Genomic DNA, 4,986 nt, shown 5'->3' on the forward strand with positions numbered 1-4,986 from the left:
GGGTCTTACGGAGGACTCCCGCGCGGGCGGGCGGCGCCACACGGTCCCCAGGAAGAGGAATATCAGTGACGGAGGACTCCTGCACGAGCGGGCTGCACTGGAGCTCCATCAGGTCGCGCCTGTCGGGTGCCGGTGGACCCACGCATTGGCACGCTGCTCGACGCGGTCATGGGCAACGTGCTGTACGGCAACGGTGGACACCCGCACGGGCGGGCCGCACGAGGAGAAACCGGTCATCACGCCCGGCCAGATCGGAGGACTCCCGCATGGGCGGGATGCACGCCGTCGTCGGCCAGGTTCGTCGCCACCCAGACGGAGAACTCCCGCACTGGCGGGCACGCGCGCTCCGGAAGGAGAAGCCAAACACGCTCCGGAGGAGACCCCGCATGAGCGGCTGCGCCACTGGCGCAGCATCGCGAACTTAGGGAAGGACGGAGCACTCCCGCACGGCGAGCTGCACAGGGACTGGCAGTTGAAGAGCGCGCTGGTCGTCGGAGAACTCCGCCCGGCGCCGACGCGGAGTCGACGTGAAGATGGCGTCCATCAACTGCGGAGGACACCCGCGCGGGCGGGCTACATGTGCGGCGCGAGCGGCTCTTGGTGCGCTGCTTCGGAGGATTCCTGCATGGGCGGGCTGCGCTCCAGGCCGATCAGCGGTGCGGACTCGGGAACCGGAGGACTCCCGCGCGGACGGGCGGCACTACTTCCCAGGTCTCGGACTTCCTGGAGCTTCGGAGGACTCCCGCGCGGGCGGGCAGCACGCGGCCTGGTTGTTGTCGTAGGCGGCCAGCAGCGGAGGACTCCCGCGCGGGCGGGCGGCACTTCTGCGCGTACAGCTGCGCCGCGACGCTCTCGGGAGGACTCCCGCGCGGGCGGGCGGCACCAGCAGCGCGCCACGGGCGATCGACTCGTGGTCGGAGGATTCCCGCGCCGGCGGGCGGCACATTGGCCGCGCGATCCTTTGCCATGACGACTCCGGAGGACTCCCGCGCCGGCGGGCGGCACGACCGAACCCAGTGAGACCAGCGGTGTCAGTGCGGAGGACTCCCGCGCCGGCGGGCGGCACGCGCCCTGTCGGCTGTAGGTGTATCCCTGCGCCGGAGAACTCCCGCGCCGGCGGGCGGCACGTTCCGGCCCCGCTGCTGCTGAGAGTGGGTAACGGACGACTCCCGCGCCGGCGGGCGGCACCGCGATGTTCGTGACCACCTGGCCGGGGGCGCCGGAGGACTCCCGCGCCGGCGGGCGGCACACTTCACGACCTGCTCGTTTCTAAGGGCTTTGCTCTTTTGTTATCAAGGTTCAAAGCCTGGAGGCTGTGGGATTGGTGTGGCTCTATGCCCGGGTGAGGGGGGCTATGGAGAGCAGTCCGGTGCCGAAGGCGCGGCCTCGGCCGATGCCGGCGGTGAGGGCGGTGTGGAGGGTGGTGGTGTCGGTGATGGTGGCGGTTCCTTCGAAGCGGGTGACGCGGCTGCGGATGCGGATGCGTTTGCCTTCGTTGGCAGGGTCGTTCTTCCAGCCGGCGATGTCAGGTTGGGGCGCTGAGTTGGTGGTGTCGGTGTGGGGCGCGAGGCCGGCCGCGGTGGCGCGTTCGTGCCACCACTGGGTGGCGTCGTCGCCATGGAGGGGCATGCGGCGACCGCGCTTGAGTCGTCCCTTCTCGTCTCGTTCTGTATTCGCGGCGTTGCGGGCGCAGCGCATGGGCTCGGTGTGGATGCGGTAGCGGACGGGGGTGCCGGGTTGGCACCAGGTGAAGAGAGGGGTGAGGTCGCGTTCGTCGGTGGCGGTGGCGTAGCCGATGGGGAGGGCGTCGAGGTTGAGGGGGTGAGTGGACTGGACGAGGAGGGTGTGGCCGCGGGGGTGGTGTTCGAGGCGGAAGAGGATGCCGGCTGCTTGGCGGGGGCTGTCGCCGAGGTGGTCGGGGGCGAGGGTGAGGACGGTGCGGTGGAGTGAGTGGACGTTGCGGAGGTCGCGGGCGGCCTCGGTGGACAGGGGGTTGAGTTTGAGTCGGGTGAGGTGGGCGGCGGGGGTCATGGTGGCGCTCCGTTGTGGGTTCCCGCGTGGGCGGGTGGGGGTCGTCAGGTGGTGCGGTGGGCGGTGAGTGCGTTGAGGTAGGCGGTGCCGAGGCCGGCGCATCGGGTGGTTGGGAGGTGTCGTGTGGTCTCCCACAGGCGGCGGGTGGTGAAGGTGCGGCCGGGGCGTGAGACGTCGTTGATGGTGTGGGTGTGGGGGGTGGTGGGGGTGGGTGGGTGTTCGCTGAGGAAGGTCACGGGCACGGTGTCGCCGGTGCGGGGGGCTGTGCGGTGGAGGGGGAGGTGTTCGAGTGCGGTGTCGGGGTTCTTGGTGGTGGTGATGAGGACAGGGGTGTCGGGTCGGCAGGCGCGGCGGCCGAGGTGGGGCGGGAAGACGGGGTTGCGCAGGGCGGCGGCGAGATCGTCGATGAGCGGGGCCGGTCCGGTGACGGCGATGGTGAAGGCGGCGTCGTGGAGGTACCAGTCGCGGAAGACGAGTGCGTTGCCGCGGTGTCCGCCTTCGGCGGTGGGGACGGTGTGGTGTTTGGGGTGCCCGCCGCCGACGGTGTGGAAGTCAAGGAGGCGTTGTCCGGGCCGGTCGATGCGGATGGTGTGGGTGAGGTGGTCGAGGTCGCTGAGGTCGCTGCCGCGGGGGCGGCCTTGTGCGGCGGCGAGAAGGCCGGTGATGCCGCTGCGGGTGGGGTGGGGGTGGCTGGCGCGGGTGGTGCCGCCTTGGGGGCCGCCCCAGAATTGCGGGCCGGACAGGTGTAGGAGGAGTGCGGGGGTCACTGCTGGCCTGCCGGTGTGAGGGCGGCCTCGGTGATGGTGGTGACGAGTGTGTCGAGGCGGGGGATATGGGTGCCGAGGGCGGTCACTCCGGTCAGGTCGGCGGTGCCGGAGTGCGCGGCGGCCCGGAGACGTTCGTCGCCGAGGAAGCGGTTGACGGCGGCGGCGTGCTGGTCGAGGGCGGTGATGCTGGGGCCGGTCCAGCCGGAGGTGTCGTCCGCTGTGACGGGGGCTTCGAAGGCGCCGGCGAGGTTCATGGGCTGGTCGGTGCGGACGGTGATGTGGACCAGGGCGGGTGGGGTGAAGGGGGCGGTGCTGTTCTTCTTGGCGGTCGGGACGTGGCGGGCGAACTCGGTCAGGAAGGCGTGGATGAGTTCGCGGGCCATGGCCTGGTCGTTGTCGAGGTGGCGCAGGAGTTCGTCGACGTTGATGGTGGCGTAGCGGTAGAAGGTGCCGGAGGCGTGGGCGTGCTGGCCCATGTGGGCGGAGCCGTTGTCGGTTCCGGGGATGTCGTCGACGGCGGTGAAGAAGTCGGGCTGTTCTTCGCCGGCGTGGGTGGTGATGGCGTGGGCGACGGCGATGGAGCCGTCGACGGTGGCTTCGGGGGTGTTGGCGAGCATCCGGCCGAAGGCGGCGATGGAGCCGTTGCGCCGGCACAGGATGGTGCGGACGGTGTCCTTGAGTTCAGCGATTTTGGCCTTGGTTTCCTTATCCAGCACGGGTGCCTTGGTTTTGGTCTTGGGCTTGGTTTTGTCGGCGGCTTCGGCTTGGGCGCGGGCCTGTTCGGCGGCCGGGGCGAGCAGGTCGCGGTGGGTGGCGGCGAGGTCGGCGAGGTCGGTGATCGCCGATTCGGGGACGAAGAGCATGACGTTGGTGGTGCCGGCTTCGGCGAGCTTCATGCCGGAGAACTGGGCGGTCAGCGCGATGGCCTGGCCAGCGTCGAGGGCGTCCTGCTGGCTCCAGCCGCGGGTGCGCAGCTCGGCGGCGACCTTTTCGGGGATGCGGCGGGTACGCAGAGCTCGGTCGCCGAGGACGGTCTCGGTGTTGATGCGGCAGCCGCGCTTTTGGCAGGCGGAGGAGATCCGGGTGCGTTCGACGCCGCCGAGGAGGGCGATCTTGGGGGAGCCGAACTCGTCGCGGTTGAGGTTGGACAGGGGGTAGGCGTGCAGGACGTGGACGTCAATGACAAGGCTCATGCGGGGATCTCTTCGGGGGTTTCGGTGGGGCGGGTGGGGTCGGGGCTGTAGTGGCTTTGCATCCAGGCGTCGGCGATCTGGGTGCGGTACTTCGGCCAGCCGTTCAGATCGCGCAGCAGCCGGGGCCAGGAGACGGGGATGCCGGCTGCCGTCATGCGGGTCACGGGTCGGTGCAGCAGTGCGAGGGCCGGTTGGAGGCGGCGCTGGCGGGCTAGGCGTTCCAGGAGGTCGGCGGTGCTGTCCTCGCGTAGAAGGCCCTGGTGGACGGCGCGCTCGAGTGACCAGCCGAGGTTGCCGTGTCCGGGGTCGTACTGGGTGGGGGTGGCGTGGTCGGTGGTGGGGTTGGCGGCTTGGTGGGCGTAGAGGCCGGCGACGGCGAGGTGGGCGAGTGTGGCGTCTGGGCCCCAGTTGGGGATGCGGGGGCGCAGGTGGCGCATCATGCGCCAGGACTCGTCCAGGCGGCGGATGTTGAGTCCGTCTCTCAGGTCGCGGCGGCCTTGTGGAGTGGAGCAGACGTCGGCGACGTAGCGCATGTAGGCGGTCTCACGGGCGAGCCACCGGGGCGGCTCGAGGTTCTGGCGGACCGTCTCATCTGCCGGGCTCGGCAGGGAATCAGGGTGGGTCATCGGTTCTTCCGGGTCGTTGCGGGCCGGTCAGGCGGCCGGGCGGCGGGGGCCTGCGGTCTGGCGGGGCGCTCGGGTGAGCTGGGCGCGGGCCTCGGCGGTGGCGCGGCGGCCGCGGGCCGTGGACTTCAGTGCGGTGGCGTTGGCGTCGAAACAGGCAACTGCCAGGGGTTGAAAGGCGGGAGGTGTGTCGGGTGTGGTGATGGCGGTCCAGAACTCGGTCTCGGCGCGTTCCCAGTACCGTGCGGCGCCTTGGTCGACGAAGCCGTGCTGGTCGTCTTTGTGACGCAGAGGGTTGGCTCCGCGCCAGGCCGATGCGAGGGCGCGGCGCAGCTGCCAGGCCCAGGACTCGGCGCTGCGGTGGGCGGCGGC

The 4,986-nt window shown here is 70.8% G+C and carries 4 protein-coding genes, 1 pseudogene and 1 CRISPR repeat array; all 5 genes and pseudogenes read right to left on the reverse strand.

From position 1 onward, the window contains the following. The first annotated feature begins 550 nt into the window (after positions 1–550). Positions 551–1,249: direct repeats of the CRISPR family, unit length 29 nt; unit sequence CGGAGGACTCCCGCGCCGGCGGGCGGCAC. Positions 1,250–1,332: 83 nt separating this feature from the next. Then, positions 1,333–2,031 carry a type I-E CRISPR-associated protein Cas6/Cse3/CasE gene (cas6e, locus tag ABZ281_RS37725; RefSeq protein ID WP_356662542.1) on the reverse strand — a complete coding sequence of 233 codons (699 nt, stop codon included), beginning with the start codon at positions 2,029–2,031 and terminating at the stop codon, positions 1,333–1,335. Between the two features lie 44 nt (positions 2,032–2,075). Beyond that, entirely contained in the window at positions 2,076–2,798 is a 723-nt protein-coding gene (gene cas5e / locus ABZ281_RS37730) for a type I-E CRISPR-associated protein Cas5/CasD (RefSeq protein WP_356662543.1), read from the reverse strand. Further along, positions 2,795–3,991 carry a type I-E CRISPR-associated protein Cas7/Cse4/CasC gene (cas7e, locus tag ABZ281_RS37735; protein WP_356662544.1) on the reverse strand — a complete coding sequence of 399 codons (1,197 nt, stop codon included), beginning with the start codon at positions 3,989–3,991 and terminating at the stop codon, positions 2,795–2,797. Before cas7e ends, cas5e begins: the two co-directional genes overlap by 4 nt. Next, complete coding sequence (gene casB / locus ABZ281_RS37740) at positions 3,988–4,617, reverse strand: type I-E CRISPR-associated protein Cse2/CasB (protein ID WP_356662545.1); 630 nt, start codon at positions 4,615–4,617, stop codon at positions 3,988–3,990. The genes cas7e and casB overlap by 4 nt, the downstream gene beginning before the upstream one ends. Positions 4,618–4,644: 27 nt before the next feature. Continuing rightward, positions 4,645–4,986, reverse strand: a pseudogene (locus tag ABZ281_RS37745) (hypothetical protein); the annotation flags it as partial.

It is taken from the genome of Streptomyces sp. NPDC006265 (assembly GCF_040613555.1).
Taxonomy (GTDB): Bacteria; Actinomycetota; Actinomycetes; order Streptomycetales; family Streptomycetaceae; genus Streptomyces.